The organism is Streptomyces sp. NPDC054794 (assembly GCF_053611585.1).
In genome coordinates, this window is the sequence record NZ_JBSHAQ010000092.1 from 1 (window position 1) to 22,330 (window position 22,330).

Genomic DNA, 22,330 nt, shown 5'->3' on the forward strand with positions numbered 1-22,330 from the left:
CTGCGCTGTCGCTCCGCGTCGCCTTCGGCGATGGCCCTGCGGGCCACCCTTGACTCGGGTCGCTCCAGCACGGGTGAGAAGCGAGCGGGCGGCCCCCACGGTCACTCCTCCGACGGGCGTTCGGGCGATCCACCCTGGTACGTCAGCGTCAGCGTCCACGTCCGCCCCCACCTACCCCGCCCGAGCCACCGTCACGATCTCCGGGCTGGCCTCCGTGATCGGGCCCCGTCCCCAGTCCCCGTACTGCTCCGTGACCGTCAGGTTCGCCTCCTCAAGGAAGTTGGACAGGGGCTTGGGGGGCAGGAAGCGGAGGGTGGTCCGGCTTACTCGGGGGCGGGGCCAGGACGGGGTTTCGTAGGTTTCCGTGAACGTGACGCGGTCGGCTGTCGGGGTGCCGGGGCGGAGTTCGTGGCGGACACGGACCGGCGTACCGTCGGGGGCCGTGATGTCGCGGGGGCGGTCCGGGGACCAGGACTGCCAGGCGCGGGCCGCCGGGTTGCGGGTTTCGAAGGCGAAGTGTCCGCCCGGGGCCAGGGCCGATCGGACAGCCCGTAGACACACCCGCAACTCCTCGTCGCTGAGCAGTACTTGGAAGGTGTGACCGGTCATGACGACCAGGTCGAACTCCCCGGCCCAGAGGCGGGTCCGTAGATCCCCGAGGACCCATTCCACGTCCGCCGCACTCCGCCGCGCCTGCACGAGCATCGCCGCCGCCGGGTCCAGGCCCATCAGCCGCCCCCGGTGGCCCTCCTCGCGTGCCCGCCGGAGCAAGTGCCCGGTGCCGCAGCCGACATCCAGCACGGACCCGGCCGACATGACCAGGTCGAGGTAGAAGTCGTCACCCGGCCCCCACGGGTTGAGCGTGTCGTACAGCGCGGCGAGAGAAAGATCGGCGAACGAGTGATCGACCACCGCGGCAGTTTGTCATACACGGGTGAACCACACGCCTCGATCGCCCCTCTTCTTTCCCTCTTCCCACCTCACCGAACTCCGTCCCGCCACAAGGCACTTGGCAAACGCAGCGAAGGCCCGCACCTGGGGAGGCGCGGGCCTTCGTCCCCTGGAACAGGACGTTCATGGGCTCGGGTCAATGGGCCGGTGAAAGTCCGTTCCGTAGGCGACGGCTGACGGAAAGGGGTGTGTCAGGCCGCCGGCTCGGGGTCCTTGGAGAGGCGGGGGGCCGGAATGATGTCGGTGGTCTCCGGGTAGTGGCAGGCGGTCAGGTGGCCGGGCTTGTTGCCGGACGCCTGCACCAGCGGCGGGGCCTCCGTCGAGCACTTCTCCGTCGCCTTCCAGCAACGGGTGCGGAAGCGGCAGCCGGAGGGCGGGTTGATCGGGGAGGGCACGTCGCCGACGAGACGGATGCGCTCGCGCGGCACCTCGTCCACCGTCGCCTCGGGCACGGCGGAGAGCAGGGCCCGCGTGTAGGGGTGGCGCGGGTTGTTGTACAGGTCGTCGCGGTCGGCGATCTCGACGATCTTACCGAGGTACATCACCGCGACGCGCTGCGAGAAGTGCCGCACGATCGCCAGGTCGTGGGCGATGAACACGAACGCGATGCCGAGTTCCTTCTGGACCTCCTGGAGGAGGTTCACGACCTGCGCCTGGATGGACACGTCGAGCGCGGAGACCGGCTCGTCGGCCACGATCAGCTTCGGGTTCAGGGCCAGCGCGCGGGCGACACCGATGCGCTGGCGCTGACCGCCGGAGAACTCGTGCGGGAAGCGGTTGAAGTGCTCGGGGTTCAGGCCGACGATCTCCAGCAGCTCACGGACCCGCTTCTCGTGACCGCCGGGCGGGTTGATGCCGTTGATCTCCATCGGACCGGCGATGATCTTGCCGACCGTGTGCCGGGGGTTCAGCGAGGCGTACGGGTCCTGGAAGATCATCTGGATCTCGGACCGGATGGGCGCGAGCCCCCGGCGGTCCGCGTGCGTGATGTCCTGGCCGCGGTACGTGACCTTGCCGCCCGTCGGCTCCAGCAGCCGGGTGATCAGCCGGCCGGTGGTCGACTTGCCACAGCCGGACTCACCGACCAGGCCGAGGCTCTCGCCTTCGGAGACCTGGAAGTCGAGCCCGTCAACGGCCTGGACGTGACCGACGGTGCGCCGGATCGGGAAGCCGCCCTTGATCGGGAAGTGCTTCGTCAGCCCGGAGACGTCCAGGAGAGGAGAGGTGTTGCTCATGGTGGTGAAGTCCCGTCTCTTGTACGTCAGTGGGCCTTGCTGGCGGCAAGGTCGGCGAAGAACTCGCGGCGCTGGTCATCGGTCAGGTGGCAGGCCTTGCCGCGGCCGTCCAGGATCTCCAGCAGCGGGCGCTCCGTGGAGCACCGGTCACCCTCGACCTTCTCGGCGAAGGCGCAGCGCGGGTGGAAACGGCAGCCGGACGGGGGGTTCAGCAGCGACGGCGGGGAGCCCGGGATCGGGTTCAGCGGCACGTCGACCGGACCGTCCAGGCTCGGCATGGAGCCCAGCAGGCCCCAGGTGTACGGGTGCTGCGGGGTGCGCAGCACCTCCTCCTTCGGCCCGCGCTCCACGCACCGGCCGCCGTACATCACCAGCACGTCGTCCGCGATGTCGGCGATGACACCCAGGTCGTGCGTGATGAAGATGATCGCGGTGCCGAACTCCTTCTGGAGGTCCTTGAGCAGGTCCATGATCTGGGCCTGGACCGTCACGTCGAGGGCCGTGGTCGGCTCGTCGGCGATCAGCAGCTCGGGGTCGCAGACCAGCGCCATGGCGATCATCGCGCGCTGGCGCATACCGCCGGAGAACTGGTGCGGGTAGTCGTCCACCCGGACGTCCGGCTGGGGGATGCCGACCCGGGTCAGCATCTCGATCGCCCGCGCCCGGGCCTCCTTCTTGGAGGCGCCGGTGTGCTTGCGGTAGACCTCGCCGATCTGCGTGCCGATGGTGTGGTACGGCGACAGCGAGGCCAGCGCGTCCTGGAAGATCATCGACATCTTGTTGCCGCGGAGCTTTTCCAGCGTCTTGTGCGAGGCGCCGTTCAGCTCCTCGCCGTCGAGCTCGATGGAGCCCTCGACTGTGGTGCTGTCCGGGTTGTGCAGACCCAGGATGGTCAGGTTGGTGACCGACTTGCCGGACCCCGACTCACCCACGATGCCGAGGGTCTTGCCCCGCATGAGGTCGAAGGAGAGGCCGTCGACGGCCTTGACGGTGCCGTCCTCGGTCGAGAAGTGCACCTTCAGGTCCTTGATGGACAGGAAGGGCTGCTGGTCGGTGCTCGTCACGGGGACGCTCCAGAGGGGGGTGATGCGGGGTTGCTGTCGGGGGCGGGCGGGGTCAGGCGAGCCGGATCCGCGGGTCGATCAGGGCGTAGCAGGCGTCGACGATGATGTTGGAGAACACCACGAAGGCGGCGGTGATGACCATGACCCCGAGGAGCATCGGCAGGTCGTTGCTGAACACCGACTTCACCGAGAGCATTCCGAGGCCCTGGAGGCTGAAGGTCTTCTCGGTGATCATCGCGCCACCGAGCAGGACGCCCATGTCGAGGCCGAAGATGGTGACGATCGGACCCATGGCGCCGCGCCAGGCGAAGCGGAAGAAGACGTTGCGTCGGGACAGACCCTTGGCTCGGGCCGTGCGGACGTAGTCCTCGGTGAGCGATTCCACCAGCTGGGAGCGGGTCATACGCGTGTAGTTGGCGGTCCAGATCAGCGCCAGCACCAGCCATGGCACGAGCAGACCGTTGAACCAGGCGCCCGGGTTCTCGCTGAAGGGCGTGTACGACGGCTGGTCCAGGAGGTGCGTCTGGTACACGAGGAAGTACAGGGCGACCGGGCCGACGAAGTAGATCTGCATCGAGGACGCGATCAGCGAGCCGGAGCTGGCGATCTTGTCCAGGGGCTTGCCCTGCTTGACGGCGGCGAGCATGCCGGTGCCGATGCCGAAGATGAGGAAGACGACCGAGGAGCCGATGGCCAGGGAGGCCGTCGTCGGGAAGCGGTCCCAGACCGTGGCGAGGACCGGCTCGCGGTTGACGAACGAGTAGCCCAGGCAGGGGGCGTCGCAGTGGCCGAAGCCGGAGTAGTCACGGCCCACGAAGATGGCCTCCAGCCAGTGCCAGTACTGGACCGGCAGTGGATCGGAGATCCCCATGTTGTGCCGGATCACCTCAAGGGTCTCCGGCGTGCAGACCTTGCCGCAGGCGATCCGGGCAGGGTCGCGCGGCACCGCGTAGAAGAGCATGAATGTGATCGCGCTGATGATCAGCAGCGTGATCGCGGCGCCGATGAATCGGCGGACTAGGAAGCGAAGCATGGGGGTTGGCTTTCCTGGGAGGGCCGTCGTGCGGAACGGGCCGGGCCGGGGTTACCGGAGGCCCGGTGGACGAGCCGAGGGTGGGGCGGCCGGAGCCGCCCCACCTCTCAGGGATGGATCAGGCCTTGACGTACATCTTGTAGAGCATGCAACCGTCGAAGTTCGGGTCCATCTTCACGTTGCCGAGCTTCGAGCCGTGCAGGTACAGACGCTTCATGTACACGTCGGGGATGAAGGCGCCCAGCTCGGTGACCTGCTTGTCCAGGGCGGCCCACATGCCGTTGGCCTTGGTCTGGTCCGTCTCCGCGGTCGCGGCCTTGATGGCGGCGTCGACGTCGGCGTTCTTCAGGTGGCAGTAGTTGGTGCCCTGGTCCACCACGTTGTGGCTGTCGAACAGCGGCTGGAAGACCGAGTAACCGGTCGGCCAGTCGGCGGACCAGCCACCCCAGTAGATGTCGTACTCGTTGTCGAGCTTGCCGATCTGGTCGTACCAGGTGGTGGAGTCGATGCCCTTGGAGACGACGTCGAAGCCGGCGGCCTTCAGGGCGTTCTCGACGACGACCTTGACCTTGGCGTTGATCGGGTCCTGCTGGTAGGCGTAGACGACCTTGGCGCCGAGCTTGCCGGCCTTCTTCAGGACCGCCTTCGCCGCGGCCGGGTCGCCGGCCGGGTTCTTCAGCTTGCCCCAGACGTCCTGCGACTCGTAGCCGGCGACGAGCGGGCTCATGATGCCGGTCGCGTAGTCACCACGGTGCAGACCACCCTGGATCTGGCGGATGCCGGCGGTCGGCCAGGCCTTGATGATCGCCTCGCGGACCTTGATGTCCGTGACGCGGGTCTGGTTGATCCAGTAGACGCTGGTGCCGCTGCTCAGGTCCTCGAACAGACGGTCCTTCGCCTTGGCGGTGGCCTGCGCCTGGCGCGACTGCGGAACCGTGCGCCACGAGACGGCGAACTGGTCGTTGCCGGAGTCGGCGATGAGGCGGTCGGCGGCGGTCTCCGCCTCGATGCCGAAGGTGAAGTCGAACTCGTCCGGGTACGCGTTGCGGATCGCGTCCGTGCTCGGGTCCCAGTGCTCGTTGCGGACCAGCACCATCGACTTGTCGGTGGTGTGCGACTTGATCTTGTAAGGACCGTTGGAGAACGGCTTCTTGTCGTAGTCCTGCTTGGTGTCGTGCTTCACCGGGGTCGGCGCGTAGGAGTGCATCGCGACGACGTAGTTGAAGTCCGGGCGCGCCTCGGAGAGGTGGAAGGTGATGGTCTTCCCGCTCGTCACGATCGACTTCAGGTGCTTGTTGCCCTTGAAGGGACCCGGGTACGACTTGCGGTACTCCTGCGTGCCGGTCAGCCAGGACTGGACGTAGACGGCACCCTCGGTGACGAAGTTGGCGAAGGCGCGCTCGAAGCCGTGGCGGACGTCGTCGACGGTGACGTCGGAGCCGTCCTCCCACTTGACGCCGTCCTTCAGCGTGAAGGACCAGGTCTTGCCCTCGTCCTTCATGGTGCCCGTGTCGGTGGCGAGGTCGCCGACGAGGGTCATGGAGCCGTCGTCGCCGATCTTGTAGCCGGTCAGCGTACGGGCGAGGACGACCACGGCCAGCGAGTTCCAGGCGTAGTAGACGCGCTGGGGGTCGAGGTGCGAGAAGTCGTCATCGTTCAGCAGGTAGACCTTGCCGCCCTTCTTCGCGCCGGAGACCTCCGGAGCCGGGCCCTTGGAGTCCTCCGCGGTGCCGATCTTGACCGTGGTCGTGTGGGCCTTGGCCGCTTCCTGCTTGCCCGCCTTGCCGGAGCTGCTGGAGTTGCCGCTGCTGCAGGCGCTCAGCACGGTGGTGGATGCCGCAGCGACGCTGGTGGCAATCAGGAAATTTCTGCGCGAGAAGGACATCGCAATCCTGCCTTGGATGAGAGTTGGTGAGAGAAGTCCGGCACCCCGGCGTGCTTGCCGTGGTCCTGAAGAGGGCCGGATCAGCGCTTGGTCTTCGGGTCGAGCGCGTCGCGCAGCGAGTCACCGAGGAGGTTGAACGCCAGGACGAAGATCACCATCGTGATACCGGGGAACAGCAGGAAGGTGATGTCGTTCTGGTAGAAGCCGGCGGCGTAGCCGAGCATGACGCCCCAGTCGGGGGTCGGGTCCTGCATACCGACACCGATGAAGGCGAGACCCGCCTCCGTGGTGACCATCGCCGGCAGCAGGAGCGTGCCCTGGATCAGGATCGGCGTCCACAGGTTGGGAAGCAGTTCCTTGAAGATGATGCGGGCCGGGGACGCACCCGTGACCTTGGCGGCCTCGATGAACTCCCGCTCGCGCAGGGCCAGAACCTGGCCGCGCAGCAGTCGGGCGATGGAAGCCCAGCCGAAGACGACCAGCAGCGTGATCAGGGAGACCACGACGATCCAGGTCGGCGTGTCCTCGTTGGCCGGCACGAAGAGGCTGAGGATCACCGGCGTGAACGCCACGAAGAACAGCTGCTGCGGGAAGGCGAGCAGGATGTCGATGACCCGGCCGAGGAACCAGTCTGTCTTGCCGCCGATGTAACCCGCCGTGATGCCGATCACCACGCCGAAGATCATGACGAGGAGCGTGATCGCGGTGGAGATCAGCAGCGAGTTGCGGATCGCGTACAGCAGGAAGCTGAAGACGTCACGGCCCAGCTGGGGGTCGATGCCGAACCAGAACTCGCTGTCGATGCCGCCGTTCGGCTTCGCCGGGAAGCCGTTGTCGCCCAGCAGGCCGGGTGTGTTCAGGCCGTACGTCGTGTACGGGTCCTTCCCGTACAGCTTGGATATGAGCGGCGCGGCGAGACCGATCACGAAGAAGAGGATCACGATGATCGCCGAGGCGACGCCCGTACGGTCCCGCTTGAAACGGCGCCAAGCCAGCTGCCCCGGAGACCGGCTCTCGTTGCCCTTCGAGGAGGGAGAAGCGGTCTGCTTCTCGGTGCTCTCGTCGGTCACCTCAAGCGGGGCAGCCGTGGATGGAGTTGGGGGGGTCATGGTGCTCCTGGCCCAAGGGAGGGTCTGATGACTCCGCAGGGCACTCCCCTACGGGCTACGCCGGACTTTTTCAACGCAATTCATTCAAGGTCAATAAATTCTCGGTCGCCTTGGTTGTCTATTTACCTTCTTTACTCGTGCTTGACCATTCCGTAGCTACGCGGGTAGCGCGATGTAATCATTCTGTGCTTCACATCGGACTAAAGGGGCAATTCAGGCAACGAGTTCGATATGCGGACGCCTGCGTGCCGAAATGCGTACATCGGCGCGCGGAAATCCAACGTTTCGGCATCGTTCCGTGTAGATCCATTGCGTTCGTCGCTCAAGATCGCTCACGGCCTCGGTGGACGCCTGCGTGCATCCGGATGACCTGTCCCCTGAAAGGCCCCCTCCTGGGTGGCGTGCGCATGCGATATGGGTGATTTGCGCTGATATTGACCGGTAATGGATCAACGCTCATGGAGGAGGCACGCCATGCGTGGAGCCACGCACGCCCGATGGGCCGCCGGCGCGATGGCGGTGGCGTTCGCCGCGACGGCGTGCGGAGGAGGGGGCGGCTCCGGCGCCGGCGCCGGAGTGCTCAGCTCCTCCTGGGGCGACCCGCAGAACCCGCTGGAGCCGGCCAACACCAACGAGGTGCAGGGCGGCAAGGTCCTCGACATGATCTTCCGCGGTCTGAAGCGGTACGACTCGAAGACCGGCCAGGCCAAGAACATGCTCGCCGAGAAGATCGACACCCCGGACTCGCAGAACTTCACGATCACCGTCAAGGACGGCTGGACCTTCAGCAACGGCGAGAAGGTGACCGCCAAGTCGTTCGTGGACGCCTGGAACTACGGCGCGAGCCTGAAGAACAACCAGAAGAACGCGTACTTCTTCGGCTACATCGAGGGCTACGACCAGGTCCACCCGGCGAGTGGCTCGCAGACGGCCGACACGCTCTTTGGCCTGAAGGTCGTGAACGACCGGACCTTCACGGTGAAGCTGAACCAGAAGTTCTCCAGCTTCCCCGACACCCTGGGCTATGTGGCCTTCGCCCCGCTGCCCCAGGCGTTCTTCAAGGATCACGCGGCCTGGGTGAGCAAGCCGGTCGGCAACGGGCCGTACCAGATCGACTCGTACACCAAGGGCGCCCAGATGGCCCTGAAGAAGTGGGACGGCTACTCCGGCCCGGACAAGGCGCGGAACGACGGCGTGACCCTCAAGGTCTACACGGACAGCGACACCGCCTACACGGACCTGCTGGCCGGCAACCTCGATCTCGTCGACGACATCCCCGCCTCCCAGCTGAAGAACGTCAAGAAGGATCTCGGCGACCGCTACATCAACACCCCGGCCGGCATCATCCAGACCCTCGCGTTCCCGTACTACGACCAGGCCTGGAACAAGAGCGGCTCGGAGAAGGTCCGCACCGGCCTGTCGATGGCGATCAACCGGAAGCAGATCACCGAAACGATCTTCCGGCGGACCCGCACCCCGGCCACCGACTGGACCTCGCCGGTGCTCGGCCCGGAGGGCGGCTTCCAGGACGGCCTGTGCGGGACCGCCTGCGACTACAACCCGACCGAGGCCAAGCGGATGATCCAGGAGGGCGGCGGACTCCCGGGCGGCCAGATCAAGATCACCTACAACGCCGACACCGGCTCGCACAGGATGTGGGTGGACGCCGTGTGCAACTCCATCAACAACGCGCTCGGCAACGACAAGGCCTGCGTGGGCAACCCCGTCGGCACCTTCGCGGACTTCCGGAACCAGATCAGCCAGCACAAGATGACCGGCCCCTTCCGGGCCGGCTGGCAGATGGACTACCCGCTGATCCAGAACTTCCTGCAGCCGCTCTACTACACCAACGCCTCCTCCAACGACGGCAAGTGGTCCAACGCACAGTTCGACAAGCTCGTGGACCAGGCCAACGCCGAGTCCGACACCGCCAAGGCGGTCTCCACCTTCCAGCAGGCCGAGGGGGTGGTGCGCGACAACATGGCGGCCATCCCGCTCTGGTACCAGAACGGCAGCGCGGGCTACTCGCAGCGGCTGTCCAACGTGGCGCTGAACCCCTTCAGCGTCCCCGTCTACAACGAGATCAAGGTCAGCTGAGCCGCCATGGGGCGCTATGTCGTCCGGCGACTGCTCCAGATGATCCCGGTGTTCGTCGGGGCCACACTGCTGATCTTCCTGATGGTCAACGTGATGGGCGACCCCATCGCGGGCCTGTGCGGAGAGCGGGCCTGCGACCCGGCGACGGCCGCCCAGCTGAAGAAGGAGTTCGGCCTCGACAAGCCGCTGTGGCAGCAATACCTGACCTACATGGGGAACGTCTTCACCGGCGACTTCGGCACCGCGTTCAACGGCCAGCCGGTCACCGAGCTGATGGCGACCGCGTTCCCCGTCACCATCCGGCTGACGATCGTGGCGATCCTCTTCGAGATCGTCATCGGCATCACCCTCGGCGTGGTGACCGGCATGCGCCGCGGCCGGCCGGTCGACACGGGTGTGCTCCTCGCCACCCTGGTCGTCATCTCCGTGCCGACCTTCGTCACCGGCCTGCTGCTCCAGCTCCTGCTCGGCGTGCAGTGGCACTGGATCCAGCCCTCGGTCTCCCAGGCGGCCACGTTCGGCGAGCTGATCGTGCCGGGCCTCGTCCTGGCCGCCGTCTCCCTCGCCTACGTCACCCGGCTGACCCGCACCTCCATCGCGGAGAACAAACGGTCCGACTACGTCCGTACGGCCGTCGCCAAGGGCCTGCCCAGACACCGGGTCATCACCCGGCACCTGCTGCGCAACTCGCTCATCCCCGTCGTGACCTTCATCGGCGCCGACATCGGCGCGCTGATGGGCGGCGCGATCGTCACCGAGCGGATCTTCAACATCCACGGCGTCGGCTACCAGCTCTACCAGGGCATCCTGCGACAGAACACCCAGACGGTGGTCGGCTTCGTGACCGTCCTGGTGCTCGTCTTCCTGGTCGCCAACCTGCTCGTCGACCTGCTGTACGCCGTGCTCGACCCGAGGATCCGCTATGCCTGAGCAGTCGTACGAGCCCGATCGCGCCATCGCGGGCACCGGGGCGGGCGGTGCGATGGACCTGGCGGCGAGCGAGGCGGAGACGCTGGAGCGGACGCCGGGCGGCCCCCAGGGCACCGGCCCGCAGGCCAAGCCCCGCAGCCTGTGGTCCGACGCCTGGCGGGACCTGCGCCGCAACCCCGTCTTCCTCGTCTCCGGGCTCGTCATCCTCTTCCTCGTCGTCATCTCCCTGTGGCCCTCGCTGATCGCCTCCGGCAGCCCCCTACAGTGCGACCTCGCCAAGGCCCAGGAGGGCTCCCAGCCGGGCGCCCCCTTCGGGTACGACGGCCAGGGCTGCAACGTCTACACACGGACCGTCTACGGCGCCCGTACGTCCGTCACGGTCGGCGTCTGCGCCACGCTGGGGGTGGCGCTCCTCGGCTCGGCCCTCGGCGGTCTGGCGGGGTTCTTCGGCGGCGCCTGGGACTCCTTCCTGTCCCGGATCACCGACGTCTTCTTCGCGATCCCCGTCGTCCTCGGCGGTCTGGTCCTCCTCTCCGTGGTGACCAGCAATACGGTCTGGCCGGTCATCGGGTTCATGGTGCTGCTCGGCTGGCCGCAGATCTCCCGTATCGCGCGCGGCTCGGTCATCACCGCCAAGCAGAACGACTACGTCCAGGCGGCCCGCGCGCTGGGCGCCTCCCACAGCCGGATCCTGCTGCGGCACATCGCGCCCAACGCCGTCGCGCCGGTGATCGTCGTGGCGACCATCGCGCTCGGCACCTACATCTCGCTGGAGGCGACCCTGTCGTACCTGGGCGTCGGTCTGAAGCCGCCCAACGTCTCCTGGGGCATCGACATCTCCGCCGCCTCCCCGTACATCCGCAACGCCCCGCACGCGCTGCTGTGGCCCTCCGGAGCCCTGGCCGTCACGGTCCTGGCGTTCATCATGCTCGGCGACGCGGTGCGCGACGCCCTCGACCCGAAGCTGAGGTGAACCGCGGTGCTGCTGGAAGTGCGCGACCTCCACGTGGAGTTCCGGACCCGGGACGGGATTGCCAAGGCCGTCAACGGTGTCAGCTACGGCGTGGACGCGGGCGAGACCCTCGCGGTGCTCGGCGAGTCCGGCTCCGGCAAGTCGGTCACCGCGCAGGCGGTGATGGGGATCCTGGACATGCCGCCCGGCAGGATCACGGGCGGGGAGATCCTCTTTGGGGACCAGGACCTGTTGACGCTGAAAGAAGAGGACAGACGCAAGGTCCGGGGCGCCGGGATGGCGATGATCTTCCAGGACGCGCTGTCGTCCCTGAACCCGGTGCTCTCGGTGGGCGACCAGCTCGGCGAGATGTTCGTCGTGCACCGCGGGATGTCGAAGAAGGACGCGCGGGCGCGGGCGGTGGAGCTGATGGACCGGGTGCGCATCCCGGGCGCCGCCCAGCGGGTGCGCGACTATCCGCACCAGTTCTCCGGCGGCATGCGCCAGCGCATCATGATCGCGATGGCGCTGGCCCTGGAGCCGGCGCTCATCATCGCCGACGAGCCGACCACCGCCCTCGACGTCACCGTCCAGGCCCAGGTGATGGACCTGCTCGCGGAGTTGCAGCGCGAGTACGCCATGGCGCTCATCCTCATCACCCACGACCTCGGCGTGGTCGCGGACGTCGCCGACCGCATCGCCGTCATGTACGCGGGCCGGATCGTGGAGTCGGCCCCCGTCCACGACATCTACAAGGCGCCCGCGCATCCGTACACGCGCGGCCTGCTGGACTCCATCCCGCGCCTGGACCACAAGGGCCGGGAGCTGTACGCCATCAAGGGCCTGCCGCCGAACCTGATGGACATCCCCCCGGGCTGTGCCTTCCACCCCCGCTGTCCGATGGCCCGGGACGTGTGCCGCACCGACCCGCCGCCGCTGTACGAGGTCTCCGAAGCGCGCGCCAGCGCCTGCCACTTCTGGCAGGAGTGCCTGCATGGCTGAGCCGATCCTGGAGGTCAGCGGCCTCGTCAAGCACTACCCGCTCACCCGGGGCATCGTCTTCAAGAAGCGGATCGGCGCGGTGAAGGCCGTCGACGGCGTCGACTTCACCCTCGGCCGCGGCGAGACCCTCGGCATCGTCGGCGAGTCCGGCTGCGGCAAGTCCACGGTCGCGCGGCTGCTGTGCAGCCTGGAGCAGCCGACGGCGGGCTCGATCCGCTTCAAGGGCGAGGAGATCACGAAGCTGTCCGGCCGGGCCCTGAAGGCGGTCCGCCGCAACATCCAGATGGTGTTCCAGGACCCGTACACCTCCCTCAACCCCCGTATGACGGTGGGCGACATCATCGGGGAGCCGTACGAGATCCATCCCGAGGCGGCCCCCAAGGGCGACCGCCGCCGCAAGGTCCAGGAGCTGCTGGACGTGGTCGGGCTGAACCCCGAGTACATCAACCGCTATCCGCACCAGTTCTCGGGCGGCCAGCGCCAGCGCATCGGCATCGCCCGCGGGCTGGCCCTGAACCCCGAGATCATCGTCGCCGACGAGCCGGTGTCGGCCCTGGACGTCTCGATCCAGGCGCAGGTCGTCAATCTGCTGGCCCGCCTGCAGAAGGAGTTCGAGCTCTCGTACGTCTTCATCGCGCACGACCTGTCGATCGTGCGGCACATCTCGGACCGGGTGGGCGTGATGTACCTCGGCCGGATCGTGGAGATCGGTACGGACGCGCAGATCTACGACCACCCCACGCACCCGTACACCCAGGCGCTGCTGTCCGCGGTCCCCGTGCCCGACCCCGAGGCCCGCGCGCACCGCGAGCGCATCATCCTCTCCGGTGACGTGCCGTCGCCGACGAACGTCCCGTCCGGGTGCCGGTTCCGCACCCGGTGTTGGAAGGCGCGGGAGCGCTGCGCGGTGGAGGTTCCGGCGCTGGCGGTCCCGGAGGAGTTCCGGTCCACGGCGGGACCGGAGGCCCACGATTCGGCGTGTCATTTCGCGGAGGAGAAGCGGGTGGTGCCGCCGGAGGAGGTCGCATAGCCGTACAAACGCGTGGCAATCGCGTTAACGCGCAGGCAACTTGGCCGACCCGACGCCGATATACGGACGCGTCAGTCTGAACGGCGTACGGCCGTGCGGGTGCCGTGAAGCGGGCCGGGGTGCCATGGCATCCCGGCCCGTTGCCGTCTCTACGCGAGGCCCAGGGAGCGCTTGAGGAAGTCGACCTGGAGCAGGAGGAGGTTCTCCGCGACCTGCTCCTGGGGGGTCATGTGGGTGACGCCGGACAGCGGGAGCACCTCGTGCGGGCGGCCGGCCGCCAGCAGGGCGGAGGACAGGCGCAGGGCGTGGGCCACGACCACGTTGTCGTCGGCCAGGCCGTGCACGATCATCAGCGGCCGGTGCGGCTCGGCCGCGTCGGACAGGCCGTCGTCCGTGATCAGGGAGCTCTTGGCGTACGCCGCCGGGTCCGCGGCCGGATCGCCCAGGTACCGCTCCGTGTAGTGGGTGTCGTAGAGCCGCCAGTCGGTCACCGGGGCGCCCGCGATGCCCGCGTGGAAGACGTCCGGGCGGCGCAGCACCGCGAGGCCCGCCAGCCAGCCGCCGAAGGACCAGCCGCGGATCGCCACCCGGGACAGGTCCAGGGGGTGGTGCTCCGCCAGGGCCTGGAGGGCCTCGATCTGGTCGTCGAGGCTCAGGGTGAAGTCCTGGTGGATCGCCTTCTCCCAGGCGGGGGAGCGGCCGGGAGTGCCGCGGCCGTCGGCGACCACCACCGCGAAACCCTGGTCGGCGAACCACTGGGAGGTCAGGTACGCGTTGTGCGCGGCCACCACGCGCGGGCCGTGCGGACCACCGTAGGGATCCAGGAGCACCGGCAGGGGAGTGTCCCCGTGGTAGTCCCGTGGCATAAGCACGGCGCATGGAATTCGCCGTGCGCCCCCCTCGGTGAGCGTCACGCGGGGGGACAAACCAGGATCTTCGGCGTAAGACGTGACAGTCGCCGTCGGTTTTCCGTCACGCAGGACCTGCACCCGAGAACCCGGCCGATTCAGTGTCGCCGACACCATCACGGTCACGTCCCCGGCGCGCACCGCCGAGTGCACGCCGGGCTCCTGCGACACGCGTTCCATGCCGAGTTCGCTCACCCGGTAGACGTGCACCTCGCCGGTCTCGGGAGAGTACGAGGAGGGCGGGACCTCCTCGCCCGCCGAGGCCGCGACCAGCACGTCCTGGTCGGAGACGTCCAGCACCGCGCGCACGTGCAACTGGGCTCCGGTCAGCGGCCGTTCGCCCACCGTGAGCACCCGGGCGCCCCCCTCGTCGGCGATCCGGACGAGTTGCCCCGACGGGGTCCAGCAGGGCACCCCGGCGAACAGTTCAAGCCATGTTGGATCTTCGTCGGCGTGCACCATCCGGGTCGCCCCCGACTCCGGGTCCACCGCCAGGAACAGCTGGCTGCGCTGGTCCCGCGCCTGCACGAGAAGCAGCGGCGCACCCGCCTCTGACCAGTGCACACGCGCCAGATACGGATAGCGTGCCCGGTCCCACGCGACCTCCGTGCGCACCCCGTCGAGGCCGATCACGAACAGCCGTACGTCCGCGTTGGCGGTGCCCGCCGCCGGGTAGCCGACGTGGTGCGGCTCACGCTCCGGGTGGGCCGGATCCGAGATCCACCACCGCCGCACCGGCGTGTCGTCCACGCGCGCGACGAGCAGCCGGTCCGACTCCGGGGCCCACCAGAAGCCCCGCGAGCGACCCATCTCCTCCGCCGCGACGAACTCGGCCAGTCCGTAGCCGACCCCCTCCGACTCCGGCTCCGCCAGCGCCCGGTCGCCCTCCCCCTCTGCGCCCACCACGCGCAGGGCGCCCTCGGCGACGTACGCCACGTACCGTCCGTCGGGGGACGGGCGAGGGTCGATCACCGGGCCGGGGACCGGGAGTTCGCGTGCCGTGCCGGCCCGCAGCTCCGCCGTGAAAAGCCGCCCTGACAAGGCGAAAGACGCCAACTCCAGGGCCGTGTCGGTGGCGTAGCCGACGATGCCCGCACCGCCCTCGCGGCTGCGCTCGCGGCGCGCCCGTTCCTCGGGCGAGAGGTGTTCCGTGGCACCCCCCAGGAGGGCGCGCGGGTCGGCCGCCACGCGCTCCGTGCCGTCCGCGGGATCGAGCACCCACAGGGAGTTGGCCCGGTCCGTACCGGACCCGGAGCGCAGGAACGCGACCCGGGAACCGTCGGGGGCCACACTGAACGCGCGCGGCGCGCCGAGGGTGAAACGCTGGGTCCGCGCGTGCCGTCGGGGGAAGGAGTCAGGCTCGGTCGTCATACCCCGACCATATTGGCCATGCGCCCCCTTGTGCGGCCGTGCGCCGAGCGATGCGCGAGCACGGATAGTTATGATCACTACCGCTGAGTGGGTATGAACCTGCTGGCTTCTGTATGGAATTGCTGGACCGATCCACAACCCCCATAGTCCGAACCCCCCGCGTACCCGGGATCTTTGGAGGTGAGCCGCCGTGGCACTCTCGATTTCGGCGGTGGTGCTGCTGGCGATCATCGTCTTCCTGCTGATCAAGAAGTCGGGACTGAAGGGCGGGCATGCGGTCGTCTGCATGCTGCTCGGCTTCTACCTCGCCTCCTCGACCGTCGCTCCGACGATCAGCGAGCTGACGACGAACGTGGCGAGCATGATCGGCAGCATCAAGTTCTGAGCCGGTGCGAAGACACTCGAAGCGCTGAAGCCGAGTCGGCAGTCGGGTGATGCCTGCCGATCTCCGGCTCGGTCTGTCAGCGTTCGGACGCGTACGGGACGAAGGCGGCCCAGGCCCTCGGTGCGAGCGTGAGGCGGGGGCCGACGGCGTGCTTGGAGTCGCGGACGTGGACGGTGCCGGGGGTGGTGGCGAGTTCGAGGCAGGAGTCCGCTTCTGCGCCGCTGCTGTAGCTGCTCTTGAACCACGCCAGGTCGGACGCACCCCCGACCGCGGTGTTGCCGATCATGTTTTCCCCAGGAACTGCTCGATGAAGGCCGCGGACTCCCTTGGGCTGAGAGCCTGGGCGCGGATGATGCCATACCGCAGTTCCAGGACAGGGAGTTGCCTCGGTTCGGAGACCGGTCTGTTATTGGCCACGGCCGGTGAACGCCCCACCGCCGAGCCGTCCTCGAACTTCAGCACCTCGATGCCACCATCCACGCCTGCGTGCTCCTCGCGGCTCATCGGCATCACCTGGATCTCGACATTCCGCAACTGCCCCACTTCCAGGAGGCGTTCGAATTGGCTGCGTAGCACCATCCTGCCCCCGAGAGGCCGTCGCGGCGTCCACTCGTCCTGGATGAAGCTGATCTCTGGGGCCGGGTCCCGCTCGAAAACGGACTTCCGGGCGAGACGGGCGGCGACGCCTTGCTCCACCACGTCCTCTGTGTATGCCGGACGGCGCATCTGCAACAGTGCCCGCGCATACGTCGGCGTCTGCAACAGCCCGTGGACGTTCAGCGGATCGTACAGCTGAAGCTCGACCGCCCTGGCCTCCAGCTGCGCCAGGTCCCGCACCTTTTTCGGGTACCGGACCTTCCTCACGTCCTCCTTCATCGCGGCGAGCAGGCCACCCGCCCCCAACACCTCGTCCGCCCTGTCCAGATACTCGGGCCTCGGGATCCGCTTCCCGCCCTCGATCTTGTAGACCATGTCCTCGCCGTACCCGAGGGCCTCCCCGAACGCGGCGGCCCGCATCCCGACCGCCTCGCGCCGCAGCTTGAGCTGGCGTCCGACGGTTGCGATGACGGCGATGCCCCAGTCCGTCGTCCGGGTCCACTTCCCAACCGGACTCGTCGGCCTCGCTCTTGAGCCGTCCCGCGTCGCCGTCCACACTCATCCCGCACCCCTCCGTCGTACGACCGTGCCGCACGACTGGACGAGCTCCGGACAGTAACCGTACGTATCGGCTGCATCACTGTTCACGGTACGCACAGGCGGCCACGCTGAGTGACGTGAACGAGGAGAACGCCACCCAACTCGACCGCGTCGCCCGGAACTTCGGCGTGCTGCTGCTGTCATGCCGACGCCGACTGTCAAGCACAGGTGGGCCGCCCGCTTCTTCGCCAGTGTCGTGCTTCCGCGCCCCGAGTAAAGGGCGCTCCGCTGTCGCTCCGCGTCGCCTTCGGCGATGGCCCTGCGGGCCACCCTTGACTCGGCTCGCTCCAGCACGGGTGAGAAGCGAGCGGGCAGCCCGAGGAAAGTGGCCGGCTCAGGGTGATGGCCCCTCAGGCGGGCTGCGTTCGCATCCGGTGTGACGGGGGCGCGCTCGCGCCTCGCCTGCACGCCGGGTGGGCTTGGCGGCGAGCGGCCGGTGGGGGGCGGTGGGCGCGGTGAGGCGGATGACGGCACGCCGGGTGGGCTTGGCGGCGAGCGGCCGGTGGGGGGTGGCGCGGTCGCGCCTCGCCTGCACGCCGGGTGGGCTTGGCGGCGAACGGCCGGTGGGGGGTGAGTGCGCATCGACTGGACCGACTGGACGGGGGCACGCCGGGTGGGCTTGGCGGCGAACTGTGAGCATCGGGTGGGGTGGGGCGTGCGGGCTGATGGACCTCTGACGTCACGCCTCGCTCGTCACACCGGCCTCCCGGATCACGTCCCAGCAAGCAAGTGGACACTTTCGGACAGCCGGGGCCCCGATATCCAGGGCCGATGAGGCCATCGGGTGACCCAAACCGTCCACATGCCTGCCCACAGCACCCCACGACCCCACCGGGGCCTGCCACCCGCCCCGTACACGCCCTCGTCCGCCACCGGGACACAGCCCAGCCGCCCGAGCATGCGACGCGCAGCCACACCTCCCCACTGCCAACGGCAAGCCGCCCCACCCCGCAGCAAGCCACCAACCAGCCCCGGCGCGCCCCGCCATCCCGGCCGCAGGCCGCTAAACCGGCCCGGCGTGCCGCCACCCGGCCCGCGCACCCCCACCCACCGCCCGGCCACCCGCCCACCCTGCGTGGGGGCCAAGCGCGGCCACGCCACCCGCCCACCGGGCACAAGGCGCCAGATCGGCCCGGCGTGCATGTGAAGTGCAGCTGCGCCACCCACCGGCCGTTCACCCGCTAAGCCGTCCCGGCGTGCCGTCGCTCGGCCTGTGCGCTCCCACCCGCCGGCCGTTCACCCGCTAAGCCGTCCCGGCGTGCCGCCGCTTGGCCTGTGCGCTCCCACCCACTGGGCGCTCGCCGCTAAACCGGCCCGGCGTGCTGGCGAGACGTGGATGCGTCGTACCCACCGGCCGTTTCACCCGCTAAGCCCACCCGGCGTGCTGCCGCTCGGCCCGCGGGCCCCCACCCACCGGCCGTTCACCCGCTAAGCCGTCCCGGCGTGCCGCCGCTTGGCCTGTGCGCTCCCACCCACCGGCCGTTCACCCGCTAAGCCGTCCCGGCGTGCCGCCGCTTGGCCTGTGCGCTCCCACCCACTGGGCGCTCGCCGCAATACCGGCCCGGCGTGCTGGCGAGACGTGGATGCGTCGTACCCGCCGGCCGTTCACCCGCTAAGCCCTCCCGGCGTGCCGCCGCTCGGCCTGTGCGCTCCCACCCACTGGGCGCTCGCCGCTAAACCGGCCCGGCGTGCTGGCGAGACGTGGATGCGTCGTACCCGCCGGCCGTTCACCCGCTAAGCCCACCGGGCGTGCTGCCGCTCGGCCCGCGGGCCCCCACCCGCCGGCCGTTCGCCGCTAAGCCCACCCGGCGTGCAGGCGAGGCCCGACCGCGCCACCCCCCACCGGCCGTTCACCCGCCAAGCCCACCCGGCGTGCTGGCGAGACGCGTCCGCGGCCGCCAACGCCGGACGAGAACGCGGCCAACAGTTGACCGCGAACCCCGCCCAGCCACCCGTCTTTCCGGGCCGCCCGCTCGCTTCTCAACCGGGCTGGAACGCCCCTAGTCAAGGGTGGCCCGTAGGGCCATCGCCGAAGGCGACGCGGAGCGGCAGCGGAGCGCCCTTTACTCGGGGCGTGGAAGCACGACACTGGCAAAGAAGCGGGCGGCCCCACGGTCACTCGTCAGCGCCGGAGCACTGCACCCGCCCCGCCCGCCGCGAGTTCGAGGCCCACGGCTACCTGCGGCGCGAAAGCGAAGGCCTCTCCGGCGGCCGCATCGTCACCCGCACGGTCTGCGGCAATCAACCCGGCCATCAGCGTCGTACCGTCACCGGCCCCCGGCCACGCCCCCGAAAGCCCCCGAGAGGCCCAAGGCGCCCAGCAGGCGCCCACCCCGCAAGCCGCTCCCCGGCGTACCGCACCCGGCTCACCCCGCCTCCCCTCCTCCAGCAGGCCACCGACCTCCTCGCCGACCTCCTCCTCCTCCTCCGCCGCGACCCCCGCCTGCCCCTCTCCGCCCGCGAGACGGCTCACCTGGCCCCCGGTGTCGCCGCCTGGTTCGAACGGGAGGTCAGCCCCAGCGCCGTACGGCACGCCCTGACCGCCGCTCTCCTGGCCCGCCGTCTGTGACCGAGCCTCCCGCGCATCCGCTCCCCATAAGCGCACCCGGGAGTCCGTATGAGCGCACCCCGGAGTCCGCCACCAGACCGCCTCCCCGGGCAGGTGCCCAGCGCGGGCGGGTGCCTCGTAGGGTGGACGCATGACGGAACTGCCCGCTCGGCGTCTGCTCCTGGTGCACGCGCACCCGGACGACGAGTCGATCAACAACGGCGCGACCATGGCCGCGTACGCGGCCGAGGGAGCGCGGGTGACGCTGGTCACGTGCACCCTCGGAGAGCTCGGTGAGGTCATTCCGCCGGAGCTGGCGCACCTGACGGGCGCCGCCCTCGGCGAATACCGGCTGGGCGAGCTCACGGCCGCGATGCGGGAACTCGGTGTCGAGGACTTCCGCCTGCTCGGCGGCGCCGGGCGGTACAAGGACTCCGGGATGATGGGCCTGCCCGACAACGAGGACCCGGCCTGCTTCTGGCAGGCCGACCTCGACCGGGCCGCCGGACACCTCGTCGAGGTGATCCTTCAGACCCGCCCCCAGGTCCTCGTCACGTACGACGAGAACGGCGGGTACGGCCACCCGGACCACATCCAGGCCCACCGCGTCGCCATGAGAGCCGTCGAGCTGGCCGCCGAGGCGGGCTGGCGCATCCCCAAGGTCTATTGGAACCGCGTTCCGCGCCCCGTCGCCGAGGCCGCCTTCGCCCGCCTCCGGGACGATTTGCCCGGCCTGCCCTTCGCCAAGGCCGGCGCCCTCGCCGACGTGCCGGGCGTGGTGGACGAGGAGCGGATCACCACCGCGGTCGACGGCACCGCGCACGCCGCTGCCAAGGCCGCCGCGATGCGCGCGCACGCCACCCAGATCGAGGTCGCCGAACCGTACTTCGCGCTCTCCAACGAACTGGCCCAGCCCGTCTTCACGACGGAGTACTACGAGTTGGTGAACGGCGAGCGTCCGCAGACCCGGGAGACCGACCTGTTCGCCGGAGTCGACATCGAGGTGGCGCCATGAGCTCCGCGGGACGCGGTTCCATGCTCGCCCAGCCGCTGCAACGCCCCTCCGCCGGGCGGATCGCCGCGTACGTGGGCCTGTTCGTGCTCGGCGCCGTGGTCGGCCTCGCCGGATCCCTGGTGCAGGCGGGTTGGTTCCCGGGCGGGCTGCTGCTCGCCCTGGCCGGCGCGGCCGGGCTGTTCCTCGGCGGCGCGCGCGCCGTGGGCGGCCGCGCCGGGGCGGTCGCGCCCGCGGTCGGCTGGGTCATCACCGTCATCGGGCTCAGCACGGGCCGCCCCGAAGGGGACTTCCTCTTCGGCGCGGGAGGCGGCTCCTACCTCTTCCTGCTCGGTGGCATGGTCCTCGCTGTGATCTGCGCCACCCTTGGGCCGGGGCGGCAACCGGGCGGCGATGCCGCCCGACTTGCCAAGTGACGTACCAATTCGCCGTAGGGCGCGCGTGCGAGTCCGGTGTGGGTTTCCCCAGCGGTCATGGGCTACGCGTCAGAAGTGGCCAGTATGGTGGTGCGCGCCGCCGAGCCGCCCGAGCAAGGTCGTGACGGGCGGCGGAGCCAACCGGGAGAACCTGCCTTGAGTCGTGAAACTGACACTCCGTCCTCCGGGCCCAACGGGCGCGGGGGAGCCGCATACCCCTCGGGCACGCCGCCCTACGGGACGCCCGTGGCTTCCGAGGACGCGACGGGTGCCGGCCGTTCGGCCGCGCAGCCGGAGGAACGCAAGACCGAGACCACGCTGACGACGCGCATCCGGATCAACATCCCAGGATCGCGGCCCATTCCGCCCGTCGTGGTGCGCACGCCCGTCGCGGACGCCGAGGGCCCCGCCGCCGACGACACGGGTGTCACGCCCGTCGTCGAGCCGCAGGCGTCGGCCCCCACGAGCCCCACCGGCGCCGTCGAGACGCCCGCCGAGCCCGCGGCAGCGGCCGAGGAGAAGACGAGCGACTGGTTCGCGCCCCGCAAGTCCGGCGCGGGCAAGGGCGGTCAGGGCGGCGGTGGTACGAACGGTGCCGGAATGTCCGGTGGTTCCGCCGCCGGCACGACGGCTTCCGGCGCCGGCACGGGCGCGGGTGCGTCCGGCGGCGCGCGTCCGGGCGGCAGCGGTACGGCGGCCGGTGGCGCCGCGCGTCCCGGTGCCTCCGGTGGCACCCGGCCCGGTGCGGGCCGCCCCGGTGGCGTGGTCGGCTCCATGAGCGTGCCGGGCGGATCCCGTCCCGGCGGTACCAAGGGCGCGGGACTCCCCGGCGCCACCGGCGGACCCGTGGCTCCCGGGCACGGCGGCGGCACCGGCTCCTTCGACGTGACCGAGGCGCTGGCCGCGGGCCCGCTGGGCGGCTCCCGCCCCGGCGCCGGTGCCGGCGACGAGCCGCGCCGCGACGACCTGCCGTACTTCTCGGACGACGGACGCGGCACCCAGAACGGCTTCGGCGCCACGAACGGCCCGGGCGGCCCCAGCGGCTTCAACGGAGCAGGCGGCCAGGGCGGCCCCGGCGGCCCGCAGGGCCCCTCCGGCCCCACCGGCGGCCCGGGCAGGGGCGACGGCCCGATGGTGCCGCCCGTCGGCGGCGCCAGCGGCGACCTCGGCATGCAGGTCGGCGAGTCCTTCACCAACCCGGGCGG

17 protein-coding genes and 2 pseudogenes are annotated in these 22,330 nt (G+C 69.6%); 10 read left to right on the forward strand and 9 right to left on the reverse strand.

Going from position 1 to position 22,330, the window contains the following annotated elements:
- Positions 1 to 171: 171 nt before the first annotated feature.
- The 6 genes from ACWGKT_RS46045 to ACWGKT_RS46070 all read right to left on the reverse strand — a co-directional run bounded on the left by ACWGKT_RS46045 (position 172) and on the right by ACWGKT_RS46070 (position 7,277).
- Positions 172 to 912, reverse strand: coding sequence for a class I SAM-dependent methyltransferase (locus ACWGKT_RS46045; RefSeq protein WP_453278432.1), 741 nt, complete (start codon positions 910 to 912; stop codon positions 172 to 174).
- A 230-nt stretch (positions 913 to 1,142) separates the two neighbouring features.
- Positions 1,143 to 2,186, reverse strand: coding sequence for an ABC transporter ATP-binding protein (locus ACWGKT_RS46050; RefSeq protein ID WP_356157565.1), 1,044 nt, complete (start codon positions 2,184 to 2,186; stop codon positions 1,143 to 1,145).
- Between the two features lie 26 nt (positions 2,187 to 2,212).
- A complete protein-coding gene (locus ACWGKT_RS46055; protein WP_453278433.1) occupies positions 2,213 to 3,250 on the reverse strand; it encodes an ABC transporter ATP-binding protein in 1,038 nt (345 codons plus the stop codon).
- A gap of 52 nt (positions 3,251 to 3,302) precedes the next feature.
- Complete coding sequence (locus ACWGKT_RS46060) at positions 3,303 to 4,283, reverse strand: ABC transporter permease (RefSeq protein ID WP_356157570.1); 981 nt, start codon at positions 4,281 to 4,283, stop codon at positions 3,303 to 3,305.
- Positions 4,284 to 4,401: 118 nt separating this feature from the next.
- A complete protein-coding gene (locus tag ACWGKT_RS46065) occupies positions 4,402 to 6,168 on the reverse strand; it encodes an ABC transporter substrate-binding protein (protein ID WP_453278434.1) in 1,767 nt (588 codons plus the stop codon).
- Between the two features lie 80 nt (positions 6,169 to 6,248).
- Positions 6,249 to 7,277, reverse strand: a complete 1,029-nt coding sequence (locus tag ACWGKT_RS46070) for an ABC transporter permease (RefSeq protein ID WP_453278435.1) — start codon at positions 7,275 to 7,277, stop codon at positions 6,249 to 6,251.
- Positions 7,278 to 7,751: 474 nt separating this feature from the next.
- On the opposite strand from ACWGKT_RS46070, the gene ACWGKT_RS46075 reads away from it, so the two are divergent.
- From ACWGKT_RS46075 to ACWGKT_RS46095, 5 genes are read left to right on the forward strand one after another with little or no spacing between them, the layout of a single operon-like run.
- Positions 7,752 to 9,374, forward strand: a complete 1,623-nt coding sequence (locus tag ACWGKT_RS46075; RefSeq protein WP_453278436.1) for a peptide ABC transporter substrate-binding protein — start codon at positions 7,752 to 7,754, stop codon at positions 9,372 to 9,374.
- Between the two features lie 6 nt (positions 9,375 to 9,380).
- Positions 9,381 to 10,304, forward strand: a complete 924-nt coding sequence (locus tag ACWGKT_RS46080) for an ABC transporter permease (RefSeq protein ID WP_235455094.1) — start codon at positions 9,381 to 9,383, stop codon at positions 10,302 to 10,304.
- On the forward strand, positions 10,297 to 11,277 hold the full coding sequence (locus tag ACWGKT_RS46085; protein WP_356157582.1) for an ABC transporter permease: 981 nt from the start codon (positions 10,297 to 10,299) through the stop codon (positions 11,275 to 11,277). The genes ACWGKT_RS46080 and ACWGKT_RS46085 overlap by 8 nt, the downstream gene beginning before the upstream one ends.
- Positions 11,278 to 11,283: 6 nt before the next feature.
- Positions 11,284 to 12,258 carry an ABC transporter ATP-binding protein gene (locus tag ACWGKT_RS46090; RefSeq protein WP_453278437.1) on the forward strand — a complete coding sequence of 325 codons (975 nt, stop codon included), beginning with the start codon at positions 11,284 to 11,286 and terminating at the stop codon, positions 12,256 to 12,258.
- Positions 12,251 to 13,288 carry an ABC transporter ATP-binding protein gene (locus ACWGKT_RS46095; protein ID WP_453278438.1) on the forward strand — a complete coding sequence of 346 codons (1,038 nt, stop codon included), beginning with the start codon at positions 12,251 to 12,253 and terminating at the stop codon, positions 13,286 to 13,288. Before ACWGKT_RS46090 ends, ACWGKT_RS46095 begins: the two co-directional genes overlap by 8 nt.
- 149 nt (positions 13,289 to 13,437) lie before the next feature.
- On the opposite strand, the gene ACWGKT_RS46100 is transcribed toward ACWGKT_RS46095, so the two are convergent.
- Positions 13,438 to 15,567 (reverse strand): prolyl oligopeptidase family serine peptidase, encoded by a 2,130-nt coding sequence (locus ACWGKT_RS46100; protein ID WP_453278439.1) that lies wholly within the window; start codon positions 15,565 to 15,567, stop codon positions 13,438 to 13,440.
- 190 nt (positions 15,568 to 15,757) lie between these two features.
- Here ACWGKT_RS46100 and ACWGKT_RS46105 point away from each other — a divergent pair, with 190 nt between their 5' ends.
- The gene (locus ACWGKT_RS46105) at positions 15,758 to 15,952 is read left to right on the forward strand and encodes a hypothetical protein (protein ID WP_030346161.1); all 195 of its coding nucleotides are present in this window, start codon (positions 15,758 to 15,760) and stop codon (positions 15,950 to 15,952) included.
- A gap of 76 nt (positions 15,953 to 16,028) precedes the next feature.
- Here ACWGKT_RS46105 and ACWGKT_RS46110 read toward each other — a convergent pair whose 3' ends face one another.
- Positions 16,029 to 16,238: a DUF397 domain-containing protein gene (locus ACWGKT_RS46110; RefSeq protein ID WP_453278440.1), complete on the reverse strand. Its 210-nt coding sequence runs from the start codon at positions 16,236 to 16,238 to the stop codon at positions 16,029 to 16,031.
- Positions 16,235 to 17,111 (reverse strand): annotated as a pseudogene (locus ACWGKT_RS46115) (helix-turn-helix domain-containing protein). Before ACWGKT_RS46115 ends, ACWGKT_RS46110 begins: the two are co-directional and overlap by 4 nt.
- Positions 17,112 to 19,223: 2,112 nt before the next feature.
- Here ACWGKT_RS46115 and ACWGKT_RS46120 point away from each other — a divergent pair.
- From ACWGKT_RS46120 to ACWGKT_RS46135, 4 genes and pseudogenes are all read left to right on the forward strand, one after another.
- Positions 19,224 to 19,718: a hypothetical protein gene (locus ACWGKT_RS46120; protein ID WP_453278441.1), complete on the forward strand. Its 495-nt coding sequence runs from the start codon at positions 19,224 to 19,226 to the stop codon at positions 19,716 to 19,718.
- Between the two features lie 130 nt (positions 19,719 to 19,848).
- On the forward strand, positions 19,849 to 20,712 hold the full coding sequence (gene mshB / locus ACWGKT_RS46125) for an N-acetyl-1-D-myo-inositol-2-amino-2-deoxy-alpha-D-glucopyranoside deacetylase (RefSeq protein ID WP_453278442.1): 864 nt from the start codon (positions 19,849 to 19,851) through the stop codon (positions 20,710 to 20,712).
- On the forward strand, positions 20,709 to 21,125 hold the full coding sequence (locus ACWGKT_RS46130) for a DUF6113 family protein (protein ID WP_453278443.1): 417 nt from the start codon (positions 20,709 to 20,711) through the stop codon (positions 21,123 to 21,125). Before mshB ends, ACWGKT_RS46130 begins: the two co-directional genes overlap by 4 nt.
- A gap of 156 nt (positions 21,126 to 21,281) precedes the next feature.
- Positions 21,282 to 22,330, forward strand: a pseudogene (locus ACWGKT_RS46135) (hypothetical protein); the annotation flags it as partial.

Coding starts and splice junctions, on each gene's coding strand:
- ACWGKT_RS46100 (WP_453278439.1), bottom strand. CDS start 15,567: ATGACGACCGAGCCTGACTCCTTCCCCCGACGGCACGCGCGGACCCAG.
- ACWGKT_RS46130 (WP_453278443.1), top strand. CDS start 20,709: ATGAGCTCCGCGGGACGCGGTTCCATGCTCGCCCAGCCGCTGCAACGC.
- ACWGKT_RS46070 (WP_453278435.1), bottom strand. CDS start 7,277: ATGACCCCCCCAACTCCATCCACGGCTGCCCCGCTTGAGGTGACCGAC.
- ACWGKT_RS46110 (WP_453278440.1), bottom strand. CDS start 16,238: ATGATCGGCAACACCGCGGTCGGGGGTGCGTCCGACCTGGCGTGGTTC.
- ACWGKT_RS46050 (WP_356157565.1), bottom strand. CDS start 2,186: ATGAGCAACACCTCTCCTCTCCTGGACGTCTCCGGGCTGACGAAGCAC.
- ACWGKT_RS46065 (WP_453278434.1), bottom strand. CDS start 6,168: ATGTCCTTCTCGCGCAGAAATTTCCTGATTGCCACCAGCGTCGCTGCG.
- ACWGKT_RS46060 (WP_356157570.1), bottom strand. CDS start 4,283: ATGCTTCGCTTCCTAGTCCGCCGATTCATCGGCGCCGCGATCACGCTG.
- mshB (WP_453278442.1), top strand. CDS start 19,849: ATGACGGAACTGCCCGCTCGGCGTCTGCTCCTGGTGCACGCGCACCCG.
- ACWGKT_RS46080 (WP_235455094.1), top strand. CDS start 9,381: ATGGGGCGCTATGTCGTCCGGCGACTGCTCCAGATGATCCCGGTGTTC.
- ACWGKT_RS46085 (WP_356157582.1), top strand. CDS start 10,297: ATGCCTGAGCAGTCGTACGAGCCCGATCGCGCCATCGCGGGCACCGGG.
- ACWGKT_RS46075 (WP_453278436.1), top strand. CDS start 7,752: ATGCGTGGAGCCACGCACGCCCGATGGGCCGCCGGCGCGATGGCGGTG.
- ACWGKT_RS46095 (WP_453278438.1), top strand. CDS start 12,251: ATGGCTGAGCCGATCCTGGAGGTCAGCGGCCTCGTCAAGCACTACCCG.